Annotated in this window: 17 protein-coding genes; 5 read left to right on the top strand and 12 right to left on the bottom strand. The window is 64.1% G+C overall.

The window, feature by feature from the left end; genetic code table 11:
* The first annotated feature begins 50 nt into the window (after positions 1 to 50).
* On the top strand, positions 51 to 455 hold the full coding sequence (locus IAE37_RS21485; protein WP_201176762.1) for a TraR/DksA family transcriptional regulator: 405 nt from the start codon (positions 51 to 53) through the stop codon (positions 453 to 455).
* A 568-nt stretch (positions 456 to 1,023) separates the two neighbouring features.
* A complete protein-coding gene (locus IAE37_RS21480) occupies positions 1,024 to 1,494 on the top strand; it encodes a hypothetical protein (RefSeq protein WP_176516365.1) in 471 nt (156 codons plus the stop codon).
* Between the two features lie 31 nt (positions 1,495 to 1,525).
* On the opposite strand, the gene IAE37_RS21475 is transcribed toward IAE37_RS21480, so the two are convergent.
* The 7 genes from IAE37_RS21475 to IAE37_RS21445 form a co-directional block, all read right to left on the bottom strand.
* A complete protein-coding gene (locus tag IAE37_RS21475) occupies positions 1,526 to 1,891 on the bottom strand; it encodes a Na+/H+ antiporter subunit G (RefSeq protein ID WP_201176760.1) in 366 nt (121 codons plus the stop codon).
* A complete protein-coding gene (locus tag IAE37_RS21470; RefSeq protein ID WP_201176758.1) occupies positions 1,888 to 2,166 on the bottom strand; it encodes a K+/H+ antiporter subunit F in 279 nt (92 codons plus the stop codon). Before IAE37_RS21470 ends, IAE37_RS21475 begins: the two co-directional genes overlap by 4 nt.
* Complete coding sequence (locus IAE37_RS21465) at positions 2,163 to 2,651, bottom strand: Na+/H+ antiporter subunit E (protein WP_201176756.1); 489 nt, start codon at positions 2,649 to 2,651, stop codon at positions 2,163 to 2,165. Before IAE37_RS21465 ends, IAE37_RS21470 begins: the two co-directional genes overlap by 4 nt.
* Positions 2,648 to 4,327 carry a monovalent cation/H+ antiporter subunit D gene (locus IAE37_RS21460; RefSeq protein ID WP_201176754.1) on the bottom strand — a complete coding sequence of 560 codons (1,680 nt, stop codon included), beginning with the start codon at positions 4,325 to 4,327 and terminating at the stop codon, positions 2,648 to 2,650. Before IAE37_RS21460 ends, IAE37_RS21465 begins: the two co-directional genes overlap by 4 nt.
* The gene (locus tag IAE37_RS21455) at positions 4,324 to 4,668 is read right to left on the bottom strand and encodes a Na+/H+ antiporter subunit C (protein ID WP_201176752.1); all 345 of its coding nucleotides are present in this window, start codon (positions 4,666 to 4,668) and stop codon (positions 4,324 to 4,326) included. Before IAE37_RS21455 ends, IAE37_RS21460 begins: the two co-directional genes overlap by 4 nt.
* Entirely contained in the window at positions 4,668 to 7,583 is a 2,916-nt protein-coding gene (locus IAE37_RS21450; RefSeq protein WP_201176750.1) for a monovalent cation/H+ antiporter subunit A, read from the bottom strand. The genes IAE37_RS21455 and IAE37_RS21450 overlap by 1 nt, the downstream gene beginning before the upstream one ends.
* 149 nt (positions 7,584 to 7,732) lie before the next feature.
* Positions 7,733 to 8,683: a DMT family transporter gene (locus IAE37_RS21445; protein ID WP_201176748.1), complete on the bottom strand. Its 951-nt coding sequence runs from the start codon at positions 8,681 to 8,683 to the stop codon at positions 7,733 to 7,735.
* Positions 8,684 to 8,767: 84 nt separating this feature from the next.
* Here IAE37_RS21445 and IAE37_RS21440 point away from each other — a divergent pair, with 84 nt between their 5' ends.
* The gene (locus IAE37_RS21440) at positions 8,768 to 9,331 is read left to right on the top strand and encodes a helix-turn-helix domain-containing protein (RefSeq protein ID WP_201176746.1); all 564 of its coding nucleotides are present in this window, start codon (positions 8,768 to 8,770) and stop codon (positions 9,329 to 9,331) included.
* Between the two features lie 35 nt (positions 9,332 to 9,366).
* Here IAE37_RS21440 and IAE37_RS21435 read toward each other — a convergent pair whose 3' ends face one another.
* Positions 9,367 to 9,915: a cysteine hydrolase family protein gene (locus tag IAE37_RS21435; RefSeq protein WP_201176744.1), complete on the bottom strand. Its 549-nt coding sequence runs from the start codon at positions 9,913 to 9,915 to the stop codon at positions 9,367 to 9,369.
* A gap of 81 nt (positions 9,916 to 9,996) precedes the next feature.
* On the opposite strand from IAE37_RS21435, the gene IAE37_RS21430 reads away from it, so the two are divergent.
* Entirely contained in the window at positions 9,997 to 10,980 is a 984-nt protein-coding gene (locus IAE37_RS21430) for a GlxA family transcriptional regulator (protein WP_201176742.1), read from the top strand.
* Positions 10,981 to 10,988: 8 nt separating this feature from the next.
* Here the strand turns inward: IAE37_RS21430 and IAE37_RS21425 are convergent, their stop codons facing one another.
* Both IAE37_RS21425 and IAE37_RS21420 read right to left on the bottom strand, forming a co-directional pair.
* Positions 10,989 to 11,759, bottom strand: a complete 771-nt coding sequence (locus IAE37_RS21425; RefSeq protein ID WP_201176740.1) for an alpha/beta hydrolase family protein — start codon at positions 11,757 to 11,759, stop codon at positions 10,989 to 10,991.
* Complete coding sequence (locus IAE37_RS21420; protein WP_201176739.1) at positions 11,743 to 12,855, bottom strand: DUF3182 family protein; 1,113 nt, start codon at positions 12,853 to 12,855, stop codon at positions 11,743 to 11,745. Before IAE37_RS21420 ends, IAE37_RS21425 begins: the two co-directional genes overlap by 17 nt.
* Before the next feature lie 167 nt (positions 12,856 to 13,022).
* On the opposite strand from IAE37_RS21420, the gene IAE37_RS21415 reads away from it, so the two are divergent.
* Entirely contained in the window at positions 13,023 to 14,831 is a 1,809-nt protein-coding gene (locus IAE37_RS21415; protein WP_201176737.1) for an aminopeptidase P family protein, read from the top strand.
* Positions 14,832 to 14,883: 52 nt separating this feature from the next.
* Here IAE37_RS21415 and IAE37_RS21410 read toward each other — a convergent pair whose 3' ends face one another.
* Both IAE37_RS21410 and rhtA read right to left on the bottom strand, forming a co-directional pair.
* Positions 14,884 to 15,165 (bottom strand): hypothetical protein, encoded by a 282-nt coding sequence (locus IAE37_RS21410; protein WP_201176735.1) that lies wholly within the window; start codon positions 15,163 to 15,165, stop codon positions 14,884 to 14,886.
* 193 nt (positions 15,166 to 15,358) lie between these two features.
* Positions 15,359 to 16,246, bottom strand: a complete 888-nt coding sequence (gene rhtA / locus IAE37_RS21405; RefSeq protein ID WP_201176733.1) for a threonine/homoserine exporter RhtA — start codon at positions 16,244 to 16,246, stop codon at positions 15,359 to 15,361.
* Positions 16,247 to 16,454 lie beyond the last annotated feature (208 nt).

Here is a 16,454-nt window from a genome sequence, read left to right as displayed (position 1 = left end):
GCGGATGGCACCCGAATCGCCCAAATGCACATTTTTTCATAGAGATATCGATGACCAAGGAACAGTTGCTGGCCATGTCGGCCGATGACTACATGAACGCCGACCAGCTGGCCTACTTCACCGGCATGCTGCAGGCGATGAAAGTCGAAACCCATGAACGCATCGAGCTGAGCCGCACCACCATCGAAAGCCTGGATACCCCATCGGATCCGGCCGACGTGGCTTCGGTCGAAGAAGAGCGCCACTGGTTGGTCAACGCCATCGAGCGCGACCAGCGCCTGCTGCCGCAGCTGGAAATGGCCCTGGGCCGTATCGCCGACGAAAGCTTTGGCTGGTGCGACGACAGCGGTGAGCCGATCGGCCTGCAGCGCCTGTTGATCAGCCCGACCACCAAGTACTGCATCGAAGCGCAGGAACGCCACGAGCAGCTCGACCGCCACCAGCGGCAGATCTGACCGAGCGCGGTGTACCGAGCCCCACGGAGCGATCCCTGGGGCTTTTTGCATGGGTTCGGCGGCCGTTGCCGCAGCTTTGTTGCCGTGAACGCAAGGCAGACTTGCAAGGCCGCGCTTTTCCTCGGCCCTGCTCAGGCGTATCATGCGGTCATCGTTAGGTTGCTAAGTAATGCGCCAGGGCGCTTGCCCGTGACGATGTGATGCAACGATAGCGGACAAGAAATGTCGTTTCCCTCTCGACGGATTTCAGTGTTTTCGTGCATATTTCCGTTTGCAATGTCTTGATGGACCCAGAGCCCGACTTCCGCCCCCGGGCCTGTAACTATCCATTGCATCTTTTCTGGCGTATGTGTTGTCAGACGTTACGCTTCCCGATTGGGATATATGCCGAAAGCCTCGTGCGGTGCCTGTCTGGCAACGCGCCTTGACGATTCCTGCAAGTTGCATCGCCAAGCGGCACAGATAGTTCGCGCATTGCGTCATTACTATTTTGTTTATCGACTTGAAATGGCCGTGCCTCGTCCAGTTCGGGCGGGGGCGGGATGTTACCGGTTTGAGGATCACTTCATTGGCAGTCAGTACTCTTGATACCCACGCGTTGTTTGCCTTGGGGGATTTGCGCGGCAAGTTGGCCAAGCTGTTCCAAGGGCGTTTCATTTATGTCACTGAGCAGAACCCCGAAGGCCTGTACATGGCCGAGATCGATACCGACAGTGCGTTGGTGGTCGACGACAAACAGCGCCTGGAGCTGAAAGTCGGTGACCATTTCCGTGCTGCCGTGCTGCCCAGCCGAGAAGGCGGCAAGCTGGAAATGCGTTTTCGCGAGATCAAGCTCAACGTCTACGGCGTCGGCGACTATGCCTTCGTTTCGGTGCCTGAGGGCGAGGGCATCGTGTTCCGCGAAGGCCAGGGCGTGATGCTGGTGTTCGCCGCCCAGCAGCAGGTGCAGGAAGGCCTGGGCAAGTTGCTCAAGGCGGTGACCGGCAAGGTCGCGAAATGGCGCAAGGGCGAGCTGACCACCTTCAAGGCCAGCGAGTGAGCCACGGGCGCGCGGCCTTACGCAGAAGCGTTCAATTGCCGCGGTCGTGCCCGCTGCTGACTTCCTCGGGGACCGGGTCGCGGGCCATGCGCTTGCGAAACAACGCGGCGCGGGCCAGCAACAGGGTGGTGACCGGCACGGTAATCGCCAACAGCACCGGGATCAGCCAGGCATGCAGCACGGGTGCCTGCTTGAGCCACGAGAAGTACAGGATCGACGCCAGGGCCACGCACCAGGCGCCGATGGTCGAGGCCAGCGCGGGTGGGTGCATGCGCTGGAAGTAGTCCTTCAGGCGTAGCAGTCCGGCCGCGCCGATCAGGGCGAATAGGCTGCCGATCAGTAGCAGGGCGGCGGTCAGCAATTCCAGCCAGAAGGGCAATTCAGGGGTGGCATTCATTCGATCACCTCGCCGCGCAACAGGAACTTGGCCAGGGCGAACGAGCCGACGAAGCCGAACAGGGCGATCAGCAGCGCACCTTCGAAATAGGTGTCGCTGGCGTAGCGAATGCCCAGTACCAGCATCATCAGCATGCCCAGGATGTACAGATAGTCCAGCGCCAGTACCCGGTCCTGGGCGGATGGGCCGCGGAACAGGCGGATCAGCGCCAGGGCCATGGCTATTGCCAGGATGAACAGGCTGGCGAGAAGTGCGTTGGCAAGCAGGCCAGTCATTCGAAGATCTCCATCAGCGGGCGTTCATAGGTGGCCTTGAAGTGCTCGATGAAGCGCTGCTCGTCCTCCAGGTCGAACACGTGCAGCAACAGCACGCTGCGATCCAGGGCCAGTTCCGACCAGACCGTGCCGGGGACCACGGTAGTGATCATCGACAAGGCGGCCAGGCCGTGGGCATCGCGCAGGTCCAGGGGGATGTGCACGAAGCGCGAGCGGGGCGGGCGCTGCCCGGCGCGCAGCACGCCAACCGCCACCTGTAGGTTGGAGGAGATCACGTCCATGCCGACCCGGCCGATCAGCCGGGCGATGGTCATCGGCTTGCGCACGTGGGCATGCTGCGGGCGCAGAGGCGCCATCAACAGAGGGGCCAGCACCGCCAGAGCGGCGGCCAGTAGCAGGTTGCCGGGGCTGACCGACAGGTTCAGCAGCAACCACAGGACGAACAGCGCGACCGACAGTAGTGGAGTGGGAAACAGTCGCTTCATGGCTGCACCTGCACGTCGAGGGTGGTCGGGCCCGGCAGCGGCCTGGCCGCCATGACTGCCTGGATGTAGGCGTCCGGCGCCTGCAGGCTGGCAGCGGTGTCCTGGGTGTAGCGCAGCAATGGTTCGGCGCGGAAACTGAGAATGGTGCACAGGCCGAGCAGCACTACCACGGCCAGGCACTCGTAGCGGCGTAGCAGCGGCGAGGGGCGTTCCTCGGGTTTCCAGAAACGCTGGATGCCCACGCGGCCGAAGGCGATCAGCGAGGCCAGGCCGGAGAGGATCAGCAAGGTCACCAAGGCCCAGCCTGCAGCCGACAGCGGTTGTTCGGCAGGCACGCCGAGGCCCAGCGGATTGAACAGCGCACTGATCAGGTTGAGCTTGCCGATGAAGCCAGAGAACGGCGGCATGCCGATGATCAGCAGGGCGCAGGCGATGAAGCTCAAGCCAAGGAAGGCCATGGTCCATGGGATGACCTGGCCGATCACTGCTTTTTGCTCATCGTCGAGGTTGATGCCCTTGGGTGGGTGCAGCGACTCGAGCGGCGAGGGCATCACGCCTTCTTCGTCTTCCAGCGGTACCTCGTTGGCCGAACGTGATCGCTCGATCAGTTCGGCGAGCAGGAACAAGGCGCACAAGGCCAGGGTCGAGCTCACCAGGTAGAACAGCGCCGCCCCGGTCAGCGCTGGCTGGGCGAAGCCGATCGCGCCCAGCAGCGTGCCTGCCGAGACCAGGATGCTCAAGCCCGCCATGCGCTCGAGGCGCTGCGCGGCGAGAATCGACATGGCGGCCACGGCGAGGGTGGCCAGGCCGCCATAGATCAGCCACTGGCCGCCAAAGTGCGCCGAGGCGCCTGCCTGGTCGGAGAACAGCAAGGTCCACAGGCGCAGTACCGCGTACAGGCCGACTTTGGTCATGATGGCGAACAGCGCCGCTACCGGTGCGCTGGCCGAGGCATAGGCCGGCACCAGCCAGGAGTTCAGTGGCCAGATACCGGCCTTGACCAGGAACGCCATGGCCAGGATCGCCGCACCGGCGTGCAGCAGGCCACGATCGGCCTCCGGCACCAGCGGGATCTTCAGTGCCAGGTCGGCCATGTTCAGGGTGCCGGTGACGCCGTAGAGCATCGCCGCGCCAACCAGGAACAACGACGAAGCGAACAGGTTGATGGCGATGTAGTGCAGCCCCGCGCGCACCCGCGCCCGCCCCGAACCATGGAGCAACAGGCCATACGAGGCCGCCAGCAGTACCTCGAAGAATACGAACAGGTTGAACAGGTCGGCCGTCAGGAAGGCGCCGTACAGCCCCATCAGCTGGATCTGGAACAGCGCATGGAAGCTGGCGCCGGCACTGTCCCAGCGGGCCCGGGCGAACAGCAGGGCACTGACGCCGATGATTCCGGTCAAGGTCAGCATCAGCGCCGACAAGTGATCCAGCACCAGCACGATACCGAAGGGCGCCGGCCAGTTGCCCGGCAGGTACACGCCGATCGACTCGGCCTGACCCTGGGTACGAACCCACAGCAGCAGGCTGACGGCGATACCCAGACCGACGAAGCTCGACAGCAGGTTCAGGCGCGCCTTGACCTGGCGGTGCTTCTCGCCGATCAGCAGCATCACCGCCGCGGTGAGCAGCGGCAGCAGGATCGGCGCGATGATCAGTTGACCCATGCCACTCATTCGTCGCGCTCCCGGCCATCCACGTGGTCGGTACCGGTCAGGCCGCGCGAGGCCAGCAGCACCACCAGGAACAGCGCGGTCATGGCGAAGCTGATGACGATGGCGGTCAGTACCAGGGCCTGGGGTAGCGGGTCGGTGTAGTGGAGCAGGTCCTGGGTCACGCCGTCCTTGATGATCGGTTCCTTGCCGATGAACAGGCTGCCCATGCTGAAGATGAACAGGTTGACCCCGTACGACAGCAGGCACAGGCCCATGATCACCTGGTAAGTGCGTGGGCGCAGCACCAGCCAGACCCCCGAGGCGGCCAGCACGCCGATGGCGACTGCAATGACTTCTTCCATCAGGCGGCTCCTGCTTGGCTGGATTTACCCGGGTTGCCCGGGCGATGGGCGCGCACCGACTGGTGGGCGAGGGCGGTGAGGATCAGCAGCGTCGAGCCGACCACCACGGTGTACACGCCGATGTCGAAGAACAGCGCGCTGGCCACGTGAATATCACCGAGCAGCGGCAGGTGCAGGTGCGCGGTGTGGGTGGTGAGGAATGGGTAGCCCAGCGCGATGGCGCCGACCCCGGTGAGCGTGGCGCAGAGCAGCCCGGTGCCCATCCAGCGCAGCGGCCGCAGGCTCATTTGCGCCTCGACCCATTGGGTGCCTGCGACCATGTACTGGAGGATGAACGCCACTGACATCACCAGGCCGGCGACGAAACCGCCACCCGGCTGGTTGTGGCCGCGCATGAACAGGTACATCGACACCAGCAGGGCGATCGGCAGCAGTAGACGCACCAGCACCGCCGGCACCATCATGAAGCCCAGGGCGGTATCGGCGGCATGCCGCGGGTTGACCAGGTCGGTGACCACATCGGGGGCCAGCAGGCGCTGCTGGGCGGGCAACTGCATGCTCTCCTTCGGAGGGCGGAAGCGCCGCAGCAGGGCGAACACGGTCAGCGCCACGGCCACCAGCACGGTGATTTCACCCAGGGTGTCGAAGCCACGGAAGTCCACCAGCATCACGTTGACCACGTTGGTCCCGCCGCCCTGGGGCAGCGCACGGCTGAGGTAGAACGAGGAGATATCGTTGGGCGTCGGCCGGGTCAGCATCGCGTACGACAGCAGTGCCATGCCACCACCGACCAGCACGGCCAGCAGCAGGTCACGCAGGCGGCGCATGCGTGCCCGGTCCAGGCTACCGGGGAGCGGCGATACGCCTTCGATCCGCCGCGGCAGCCAGCGCAGGCCGAGGAGGATGAGCACGGTGGTGACCACTTCGACCGCCAGTTGGGTCAAGGCCAGGTCCGGCGCCGAGAACCAGACGAAGGTGATGCAGGTCATCAGGCCGCAGACGCCGACCATGATCAGCGCGGCCAGGCGGTGGTACTTGGCTTGATAGGCCGCGCCGATGGCGCAGGCGATGGCGATCAGCCAGAGCGCGACGAACACTCCGGAGCCCGGAATCTTCGGCCGGTCGCCCCAGCTCAGGCCGCTGTACAGCAAGGGCGTGAGGCCGGCCAGAAACGCGGCGAGCACCAGCATGAACAGTTGCGACTGCAGGCGGCGACTGGTCAGCAGCCGTTCCACGTGGCGGGCCAGCAGCATCAGGTGAACCTGGCCGTGTTCGAACAGGCGTTTGCCGTTGAAGCGTTCCATCAGGGGTGGGTAGGGGAAGCGACCCAGGCGCAGCTGCTTGCGCAGCATCAAGTAGAGCACCACGCCAGCGCTCATGGCCACCAGGCTCATGACCAGCGGGGCGTTCCAGCCATGCCAGATGGCCAGGCTGTATTCTGGCAATGTGCCACCCACGACCGGTAGTGCCGCGGCAGCCAGCAGGGGGCCCACCGACTGGGCGGGGAAGATGCCCACCACCAGGCAGGTGAGCACCAGCAGTTCGACTGGCGCACGCATCCAGCGCGGCGGTTCGTGGGGGGTGTGCGGCAGGTCTTCGGCCTTGGGCCCGAAGAATACGTCGACAGTGAAGCGCAGCGCATAGGCCACGCTGAAGGTGCCGGCCAGGGTGGCGATGACGGGCAGGGTGGCTTCGACCCAGGCCGTGGAGCTGATGAACACAGTCTCGGCAAAGAACATTTCCTTGGACAGGAAGCCGTTCATCAACGGCACGCCGGCCATCGAGGCGCTGGCGACCATGGCCAGGGTCGCGGTGTGCGGCACCAGGCGGAACAGGCCGCTGAGGCGGCGAATGTCGCGGGTGCCGCTTTCATGGTCGATGATCCCGGCGGCCATGAACAGCGAGGCTTTGAAAGTGGCATGGTTGAGGATGTGGAACACTGCCGCGACCGCCGCCAACGGGCTGTTGAGCCCCAGCAGCAAGGTGATCAGGCCCAGGTGGCTGATGGTCGAGTAGGCCAGCAGGCCCTTGAGGTCGTTCTGGAACATCGCGGCGAATGCACCGAGCAGCAGGGTCAGGGCGCCGGCACCGCCGACGATCCAGAACCACTCTTCGCTGCCGGACAATACTGGCCACAGCCGCGCCAGCAGGAACACCCCTGCCTTGACCATGGTCGCCGAGTGCAGGTACGCCGACACTGGCGTGGGAGCTGCCATAGCATGGGGCAGCCAGAACTGGAAGGGGAACTGCGCGCTCTTGGTCAGCGCGCCGAGCAGAATCAGTGGCAGCAGTACCGGGTACAGCGCGTGTTGGCGGATGATGTCGCCGGCAGCCAGGACCTTGTCCAGGTCATAGCTGCCGACCACATGCCCGAGCAGCAGGGCCCCGACCAGCAGGCACAGGCCTCCGGCACCTGTGACCATGAGTGCCATGTAGGCGCCGCGGCGGGCGTCGGCGCGGTGGTGCCAATAGCCGATCAGCAGGAATGAAAACAGGCTGGTCAGTTCCCAGAAGAACACCAACTGGATGAGGTTGCCAGAGATCACCAGGCCGAGCATGGCGCCCATGAACGCCAGGAAGAACGCGAAGAAGCGCGGCACCGGGTCCTGGGGCGACATGTAATAGCGGGCGTACAGCGAAACCAGCGTGCCGATGCCCAGCACCAGCAGCGAGAACAGCCAGGCGAAGCCGTCCATGCGCAGCACCAGGTTCAGGCCCAGGCTCGGCAGCCAGAGAAATTCCTCGCGGATCACCCCGCCATGGGCGACCTGGGGGTACATCAGTGCTACCTGGACGGTACCGACGAGGGCCACGACACCGGCCAGTATGGACTCGGCGTTTCGGGCATTGTGCGGCAGCACGGCCGCCAGGCAACTGCCCACGAACGGCAGAAGCAGTAGCACTATCAATGACATAGCGGTCTATTCTAGAAGGATTGCCAAGGATCATACGTGCCGGGACATCGATCACCAACACGCAAGCTGTCGCAGAATCCTACAAAAGCGCTGTGACAAGCTGTTTTTTTATAACAGTTTTTTACAGAGCATAGCCGCTGGCAGAAGGTTCACAGGCCGTTGTGACGTTCACCTTCGAGTTGTGTTTCGTGCGTTTCGTCTTCGTCGGTGCTGCGACGCCACTTCAATTCACTGACCACCACGGCCACCACGATCAGCAACCCGCCCAGCAGGGCCACCCCCGGCAGGCGCTCACCGGCGATGCGCCCGACGATGCCGGCCCATACAGGTTCGCCAGCATAGATCAGCGTGGCACGCGTAGGCGAGACGGACTTCTGCGCCCAGTTCATCGCCACCTGGATCACCGCGCTCATGGCGCCCAAGCCCAGTGCGCTGAGCAGCAGCAACCAGGAGAAGTCGGGCAGCCGTTCCTGGGTCGGCACGATCATCAGGAACGCCAGCAACGAGGCGGTGGCCAGTTGCACCACGGTGACTCGGCGCACGTCGACCTGGCCGGCATAGCGGCTGATCAGGATGATCTCGGCGGCGATGGCAACGGCGCTCACCAGCGTTACCACTTCCCCTTCGCTGAAGTGCAAGGCACCCCCTTCGGGCCCGGCCAGCAGCATCAGCCCGACGAACGCCAGGCAGATGCCGATGCTGGGCATCAGCCCCGGGCGACGGCCCAGCACCAGCCATTGCAACAGCGGCACGAACGGCACGTACAGCGCGGTGATGAACGCCGACTGGCTGCTGCTGATGGTTTGCAGGCCCATGGTCTGCAAGCCGTAGCCGAGCATGATCGAGGTGCCGATCAGCACGCCGGCCTTCAGCTCGGTGAGGGTGAGCCCGGCCAGCGACCGCGCCGACACCAGGCCAACGAACAACGCTGCCGCTGCGAAGCGCAGGCCGACGAAGAACATCGGGCCGCTCACGGTCATGACGTTATGTACCAGCAGGAAGGTACCGCCCCAGAGCATGGTAATGAACACCAGTACCATTTCGGCCTTGCTCAGGCGGAAGGTGACGGCGGGGTGTGGTTGGCAGGTCAGCGGGTTCATGGTCTTGCACACTCGGAGGGGGCGGCGCACAATCGCCGCAAAAGTGGGCAGTATACTGCGCAACCTGCATAAGTGAGCAATATAGTGCACAAAGATTCTACGCACCGCGCGTCGGTGCTGCAGCACGTCAGCCTCAATGTCCGCAGCCTGCGCAATGCGGCAGGCATGAGCCAGAGCGCTCTGGCCGAGCGGTCCGGGGTGAGTCGGCGGATGCTGGTGGCGATCGAGGCGGGGGAAAAGAACGTCAGCCTGACCACCCTCGACCTGATCGCCGAAGCCCTCGAGGTGGCGTTCAGCACCTTGATCCAGGCCCCGGACCTGCGTGACCCCAGCCGTATCGACGAACTGGCCTGGGCTGGCGAGCTGCCACAGAGCAAGGCGGTGCTGCTGGCCAGCAGCACCGCCCGGCGCGAGGTGGAGATCTGGGAGTGGACCCTGGCGCCGGGCGAGCTGTACACCAGCGAAGCCGACGCCGAAGGCTGGAGCGAGCAGATCTACGTGGCCGAAGGGCAACTGACGCTGATCATCGAAGGCGTCGAGCAGTGCCTGCAGGCCCGGCAGTTTCATGTGTTTCCCAGCAATTGCCGGTATGCCTATCGCAACGACGGCGCCGTGGCCGTGCGCTTCGTGCGCAATGTAGTGATCTGAGCGTATTCATCGGCCGCATCGTAGCTGCGCAGAACTCAACCCTCGAGCAATTCATCGGTCCTGACAACTTTGGCATAGGCAAACGCCAACGCCGCCATTGCCGAGTCATGCACATGGGCCGCCGGTACCTGCTTGCCATCGAAGTCCAGCGGCAAGGTGGCGCAGGCATCATGGGCCACGGTCACGTCATAGCCGAAGTCGGCAGCGGCGCGGGTCGCCGCGTCGATGCACATGTGGCTCATGCTGCCGGCGATGGTCAGCGCGCCGATGCCATGCTGGTCCAGCGTGCTCTTCAGGTCGGTACCCAAGAACGCGTTGACCTTGTGCTTGAGCACCACCGGTTCACCGCCCTGCGGTGCAACCTTGGGGTGGATCGCCGCGCCCTGGCTAGCGGGGGCGAAGAACGGCGCATCGGCGCTCTCGAACTCGTGGCGCACATGTACCACCAGATCGCCGCGCTGGCGTGCTGCCGCCAGCAGACGGGCGGCGTTGTCGGCGGCCAGGTCGGCACCGTCGAGGGTCCATTTGCCGCCGGGGAAGTAATCGTTCTGGATGTCGATGAGGATCAGGGCCTGCTTGCTCATGCTGCCTCCTGGGCAGTAGTCGGTGGATGACGATAGTTATAGGCTGTGTACATCGATCTGGGGATTGGCGCGAACGACACAATGACGGCAAAAACTGACAGCCTTGGCAGCCTGGAGATCGGCCTGTTGCTCTATCCCGGCGCGCAGCGCGCGGCGGTGCATGGCCTGGTCGACCTGTTCGCGGTGGCCAACCGTGTTGCCCACGAGCTCGGCGCTGTCGATCGGCCGTGTGTGCGGGTCAGCCAATGGCAGGTCGACGAGACCGGGCAGTTGCAGCCCGTCGAAGGTCATGAGGTATCGCCGCAGAACCTGCGCGTACTGATCGTGCCGCCGAGCCTGGAGTCGATGCCCGCGCCCGAGCTACTCGAGCGCCACTGTGCGCCGCTGCGCCAGTGGCATGCCCAAGGCACCGTGCTGGCCTCGGTGTGCATCGGCGTGTTCTTCATCGCTGCCAGCGGGCTGCTCGACGGCCGTTCGGCCAGTACCCACTGGAACTATGCACAAACGCTCGCCGAGCGTTACCCCAAGGTACGAGTGGAAGCCAACCGGCCATTGCTCGACGAGGGCGACCTCATGACGTCCGCAGGCCTGATGGCCTGGACCGAACTGGGGTTGCGCCTGCTGGAGCGTTACCTGGGGGCCTCGGTGGCGTGGGAGACCGCTCGCTACATGTCGGTCGAACCGATCTCTGCACCGTTGCCAGGCGCGTTGTTCAACCCTCGCCTGGATCATGGCGACGAGGCGGTGCTGAAAGTGCAGCACTGGTTGCAGGCCACTGGTGCGGAGCAGGCTGACCTGGAGGGCATGGCGGCGTGCGCCGGGCTGGAGCCGCGGACGTTCCTGCGGCGTTTTCGCACGGCCACCGGCCTCAAGCCTACCGAGTATTGCCAGCAGGTACGGGTGGGGCGTGCCTGCCGGATGCTCGAGTTCACCCGGCGGACCGTCGATCAGATCGCCTGGGGCGTGGGCTATCAGGACCCGAGCGCCTTTCGCAAGGTGTTCCAGCGTGTCACCGGCGTCACCCCCAGTGGCTACCGACAGCGTATCGCGGCTGCAGCTGGCTGACCCCGAGCTCAGGCATACCAGGGTGCGTAATGCGGATAGCGGTCCAGGCGTGCGCCCACCACCATCTCATTGATCCATGCGGCCAGGATCGAGCTGTAGGCCTTCTGGCTTTCCTCGCTGGACAGCGCATGGTCGGCGCCGTCGAGGATGCGGTGGGTCAGCGAATGGGCATTGACGAACGCCGAGCGGTAGCTCATCAGGGTATTGTGCGGTACATAGTCGTCCTGCTCCGATTCGACCAGCAGGACATCACCGTCGAATTCGGCGCAGGCGCCCAAGGCGCGGTTGTCGGCAGGGCCCAGGGCGCGTTGGCGATACGCATTGAGGCGCTGTCGGTCGAGGGTCTGCTTGGGCGTATCCCACTCATCGTCCCAATACATCGCGGGCACGCGCAGGGCCAGCCATTTCACCGGCCGCAGTTGGGTCAGCAGGGTCGCCAGGTAGCCACCGTAGCTGCTGCCGATCAAGGCGATCGCGCTGCTGTCGACGGCAGCGTGGCTGGCCAGGCGATCGTAGGCGGCCAGCAGGTCCTTGAGGTTCTGTTCACGGGTTACGGTCAGCCGTTGGCTCTCGGTCTTTTCATGGCCGCGCAGGTCGAAGGTCATGCACACGCAGCCAAGGCCGGTGATCTGTCGTGCGCGCGCCAGGTCGCGTTGCTGGCTGCCGCCCCAGCCATGAACGAAGAGGATGCCGGGCATCTTGCTGCCTGGGCTGACCAGGGTGCCGACGATGGTGTCGTTGTCGACCTGCAACTCGACCGTTTCACTCTGAATGGCCATGTTCACGGATCTGCGCAAATTTGCTGAATTGTCCGAGTTCACTGTCTTGTCCTTGGTAGAAAAGGATTGCGTCGGTGGGGAGGTCGGGCTGGCCGAACACTTCGTGCGAAGAGGCCCGCACGCGTTGCAGCGCCGCGTCGTTGGCGAACGCCTGCAGCGCCAATAGTTCTGCGGTGCTGGCGCCACCTGGGCGCCAGGATTGCTCGAGCACGCCACTGCGCAGGTGGCCGCGGGCGTCGGTGCCACGGGCGATGTCGTAGTTGCGCCGGGAGGCGATGAAACCGGGCAGCCAGCGCTGTGCGGCCTCTTCGTAGGTGAGTGCCTGGGTGATGGCCAGGCGCAGGTGATCCTCCAGGGGCAGTTGCAACAATGCCTGATAGTCGCCACGTACCACCAGCAGGTTGGAGCCGCCGTAGACTTCGCTGCCTTGGTGATCCTGGGTCAATTGTTGGGTGCCGTAGTAACTGCAAATGATGCCGGCGACGCGGACCTGGCCGACACTGAGGGTCTCGACATTGACGAGGTTCTCCTCGAGTACCAGGCCCCAGGTCAGCAGTTCCTGTTCGTCCATGGCGCAGAGCAAGGGCTCCAGCTCATCCAGCCGTTCGATCACATGCTGGCCACGACCGGCGCTGGCGCGTACCGGCTTGACCCGCAGTGCGCCCTCGGCGAGTAGCAGTCGTGCAGCCTCACGGGCATCTTCCTTGCTGAAAACGGAGTAGCCCTTGAGCAGGGCACTGCTTGCCAGGCGGGCGAAATCGTCGGTCCAGCCGGGTGGAAAGATGCCATCGGCCAGGCGTGGATGGGAAATCGCCTTGGTGGCCATGTACGGCTGGCCCACCAGGCCGCCGAACAGATCCTGCTCGCTGCGGATGCCCAAGGGCACGTAGCGTTGCGGGTCGATCAGTGTCTGTGTCGCCAGGTAGTAGAAACGGTCGGCGGCCGTTGCAGGCCTTGCTGGCTCCACGTATGGGCAGCCGAGCAAGCCTGCCAGGCCCTCTGCCAGCTTGAGCTGAGTGGCACGTTCGTGGTCGGGGCTGTGCTCACGGGTGTCGAGCAGCACCACAGCGCGTTTGGCTTCGTTGGATCGAGGCATTGCGAGGCCTCCAGGTGTGCGTACTGTTTCTGAGGCCCGAGTTGGGGAGGAAGTTCAGCGCTGCGCGGCGTTCGACAGGGGTGATGGGTAGCGAGATTGCAGGGGACGGAAGGCTGCTCCATTATCTGAGGTCCAGAATCAACCCCGCAGTGGCCGCAGGAGTGCGCATGAACGTTCAGACCACCATCAAGCAGAGCGTGCCGGAGCGCCTGGCGCGCGTGCGCGCAGTCATGGCCCGAGAGGGTGTCGATGCCCTGCTGGTCCCTTCGGCCGACCCACATCTGTCCGAGTACCTGCCAGGCTACTGGCAGGGGCGTCGCTGGTTGTCCGGCTTCCACGGATCGGTGGGTACCTTGGTGGTAACGGCGGACTTTGCCGGCGTGTGGGTGGACAGCCGCTACTGGGCGCAAGCTGAAAAAGAGCTGGCGGGGAGCGGGATCGACCTGATGAAGTTGCTGCCGGGCAAGCCTGGCGCGCTGGAATGGCTGGGTGACAACGTTCGGCACAATGGCACCGTGGCAGTGGATGGCGCGGTCATGGCCCTGGCTTCGGCGCGCCAGTTGGAAGACCGCCTGAAGGCGCGCGCTGCGACGCTGCGGACCGATCGCGACCTGCTCGAGGGTATCTGGGAGGGGCGCCCGGTACTGCCAGCCAACCCTGTCTATCAACACTTGCCACCGCATGCCACAGTGAGCCGCGTCGAGAAACTTGCGCAATTGCGTGAGAGCCTGCGGCACAAAGGTGCGGATTGGCACTTTATCGCGACGCTGGATGACATCGCCTGGTTGTTCAACCTGCGCGGTAGCGATGTGTCCTACAACCCGGTGTTCGTCGCTTTCGCGCTGATAAGCCAGACTCAGGCGACCCTGTTCGTTGCTGCCGAGAAGCTCGATGAGCCTCTGCGTCAGGTGCTGGAAGCCGACGGGATCGAACTGCGTGACTACTCCCAGGCTTACCAGGGGCTGGCCGCGCTGGCCCCCAACAGCCGCTTGCTGATCGACCCGGCGCGGGTCACCTGTGGCTTGCTGCAGGGCCTGGATGCCGGGGTTGAACTGGTCGAAGGGCTGAACCCGACCACGCTGAGCAAGTCGCGCAAGGGCGATGAAGATCTGGCCCATATCCGCCAGGCGATGGAGCAGGACGGAGCGGCTTTATGCGAGTTCTTTGCCTGGTTCGAAGCGCAGCAAGGCAAGCAGGTGATCTCCGAACTTACCGTCGATGAGCAACTGAGTGCCGCGCGAGCACGTCGGCCGGGCTTCGTCTCGCTGAGCTTTGCCACCATTGCCGCATTCAATGGCAACGGTGCGATGCCTCATTACCGGGCCACGCAGGCGTCCCACGCAGTGATCGAGGGCAATGGCCTGCTGCTGATCGACTCTGGCGGCCAGTACCTGGGCGGTACCACCGATATCACCCGGATGGTTCCGGTGGGCGAACCAAGCCTTGAGCAGAAGCAAGACTGCACGAGGGTGCTCAGGGGCATGATCGCGCTGTCGCGGGCCACCTACCCACGTGGGATTCTCTCGCCATTGCTCGATGCCATTGCACGGGCGCCGATCTGGGCTGACCTGGTCGACTACGGCCACGGGACCGGGCACGGCGTCGGGTATTTCCTGAACGTACACGAAGGCCCACAGGTGATCGCCTACCAGGCGGCGACCACGCCGCAGACCGCGATGCAGGTCGGCATGATCAGCTCGATCGAGCCGGGTACCTATCGGCCAGGCGAATGGGGCGTGCGTATCGAGAACCTGGTGGTGAACCGGGAGGCGGGCAGCAGCGCCTTTGGCGACTTCCTGCATTTCGAAACGCTGACCCTGTGCCCGATCGATACCCGTTGCCTGTTGCCGGAGCTGTTGGCGAAGGAAGAGCGCGACTGGCTGAACGTTTACCATGCCAGGGTGCGCGAGCGGCTTGCGCCCTTGCTTGAAGGGGATGCGCTGGCTTGGCTGGAAGCGCGTACGACGCCCCTGTAGAAGCGCTGTCGCACTGTGAACGAAGAAGGGGCAGCACGGAGGCTGCCCTTGTTCATTTGCAGATGACGATCATGCTGCGGCTGGTGTATCCGGCTGGATTGATGCCGAACAGATAGTCCCCAGGCTCTTCGTCGGCGTCGCCAGAGCGTGCCACGACCTTGTATCCGCGGGAGGTGCAGGAGGAAGCCGCCTTGCTGTAGCACTTGTCCCAGGATGAAGAGAGACCGGAGCAGTTGATATGCAGGCCCTTCTTCCCTTTCTTGACCTCGGTCTTGGTCGTCGCGGCGCATCCAGCAATGGCCAAAACGGCCAGGATGAGCAGAATACGTTTCATTCCTGTCCTTAATTGCAGGGCTGACCAGCTGTCTGACCCTGTCGTTATCGCTTTGGTTCTTCCTGAAAATTCCCCAGCGTCCGTGTTCGGTCCAATAGTAGATAGCGTGAAGATTATGATTTTGTGACAGCTTAATCAGCGAGGCGGGTGACTACAACGATTAATCCCGTCTCAAATGAAAATATTTCTCATGTCAGTCAGCCGCTACCGGTGGGTTGGAGTCCTTGCGCATGGCCAGTGTAGCGCCCACCGATGCAGTGATGATGGCACCGATTGCCAGCCACTGGGTGGTGCTCAGTACCTCGCCGAGGAAGATCAGGCCGGACAGCGCACCGATGGCAGGTTCGATGCTCATCAAGGTACCGAAGGTACGTGCGGGCATGCGGGTCAGTGCGACCATTTCCAGGCTGTAGGGCAGCGCGGTGGACAGCACGGCCACGGCGAGTGCCAGTGGAATCACGGCCGGGGTGAGCAGGGCGCTGCCGGCATGGACGATACCGATGGGAGCCACGAACAGGGCCGCGACCACCACCCCCAGCGCTGCACCCTGGATCCCGTGTTCGGCGCCGGCGCGTTGGCCGAACAGGATGTACAGCGCCCAGCACACGCCCGCGCCGAGTGCATAGATCGCGCCTTGCAGGTCGAGCGACTGCCCGCCGTGGCCGACGGGTATGAGCAACACCAGCCCGGTGACGGCGAGCGCGATCCACAGGAAGTCGAGCGCCCGGCGCGAGCCAAACAGGGCGACGGCCAGGGGGCCAGTGAATTCGAGGGCCACGGCGATGCCCAGTGGTACGGTTTGCAGAGCCATATAGAAGAGGAAGTTCATGCCGCCCAGCGCCATACCGTAGATCACGATATCGCGCAGCGCCCTGGCAGTCAGGCGCGCGCGCCAGGGGCGGAGGATCAGCAGCATGAGAATGGAGGCGAAGATCAGGCGCAAGGTGGTGGTGCCCTGAGCGCCGATGATGGGGAACATGCTCTTGGCCAACGAGGCGCCTGATTGAATGGAAGTCATGGCGATGAGCAGCAGGCCGATAGGGAACAGCGTGGCGGCCAGGCTGCGGGGCTGGGTGTTCATTTTTGGGGTGGTGTTCCTGGATAGGGTGTGCGGGTTGTGCACTATAGTGCGCAATGGGTGGGGATGGCTAGGTTGGGGCGTTAGGGTAGGGGGTGTTGGTCGTTGATGTTGTGGTGGGGCATGCAGGTGTTCGCCATGGCCTTTGCAGCGTCTATGCGATCGAGCGCCGCCCGCGCGGCGCTTCGCGGGTAAACCCGCTCCTACAGTT

It is taken from the genome of Pseudomonas sp. S31, assembly GCF_016648105.1.
GTDB lineage: Bacteria > Pseudomonadota > Gammaproteobacteria > Pseudomonadales > Pseudomonadaceae > Aquipseudomonas.
This window is presented reverse-complemented; position numbering and strand designations above follow the sequence as displayed.